At 61.2% G+C, this 1,132-nt stretch carries 1 protein-coding gene; it reads left to right on the forward strand.

From position 1 onward, the window contains the following. Positions 1-212 precede the first annotated feature (212 nt). On the forward strand, positions 213-1,132 hold a 920-nt coding region (locus tag ACIRS4_RS38230; protein WP_404204881.1), incomplete at its 3' end, for a cytochrome P450.

Consider the following 1,132-nt stretch of genomic DNA (forward strand, 5'->3'; position numbering starts at 1 on the left):
CATGGATCGTCTGTGTCTGCACGAAACTCTCAGTGTTGCAGTCGATATGGTTCGCTTCATCCCCTCGAAACTGGGGGGTCGGAACCGGCCTCGGTACCGGTTGCGCCGGACTGATACGTGTTCTACTGTCTGCCGGAAGAAGATCGGTACCAGATCCGAAATCGCCTGTGTGGCAATCGATTACACAGTGCTGCTGCTTGGAGAGTGTGGCAATGACGAGTACTGAATCCACCGCGCTGGGCTGCCCGGTCAGTCGCATCACCACCCAAACCGGGGATGATGCATGGCTGGTGACCGGCTATTCACTCGTGCGAAAGATGTTCTGCGACAAGCGGCTTGGTCGAGCGCATCCGACCCCGGAGACGGCTCCGCGTAAGACGGAGTCGGTGATGTTCGGTGGTCCGATCGGCAACTTCGACACCGAGTGGGAGGACCATGAACGGCTGCGGGCGCAGCTCAATCCGCTCTTCTCGCCGACCGCGATGCGCGAACTGCTGCCCCGCGTCGAATCGGTCACCGCGCAGGTGTTGGAAGAATTCGCCGCCCTCGGATCGCCGGCCGACTTTCACGAGCACGTCGCGAGTCGCCTACCGGTGCTTGTGATCTGTGAGCTCCTGGGCGTGCCGTTCGAAGATCGGGACAAGCTCCAGCATTGGAGTGCGGCGATATTCGACACCCGTGACGGGCAGAAGTCCGCTCAGGCGGGTGCCGAGTGGTTCGTCTATTGCCTGGCATTGATCCAGCGCAAGCGCGTGGAGCCCGGCCCGGACGTGCTGTCCCGGCTGTGCGAGAACCCCGAGCTCACAGACGACTCGATCGCCACGTTGGCGATGGTGTTGTTGTTGGCGGGGCAGGAGACGACCGTAGTCGAACTGGGCCTGGGCTTGGTGAAGCTGCTCGAGAACCGTGGTCAGTGGCAGCAGCTGGCGGACGATCCGCAGATCATCCCCAGTGCGATGGAAGAGCTACTGCGAGTACAAGATTCGACCGGATTCGTGCGCTACGCCCGGACCGACATGGAAATCGAAGGGCAACGATTCGCCACGGGCGATCTTGTCCTGCTCGACGTGGATTCAGCCAATCACGACCCCGAGATCTTCGCCGATCCGTACGAACTCGACGTAACGCGAAA

Source organism: Streptomyces sp. NPDC101166, assembly GCF_044768125.1.
Classification (GTDB): domain Bacteria; phylum Actinomycetota; class Actinomycetes; order Streptomycetales; family Streptomycetaceae; genus Streptomyces.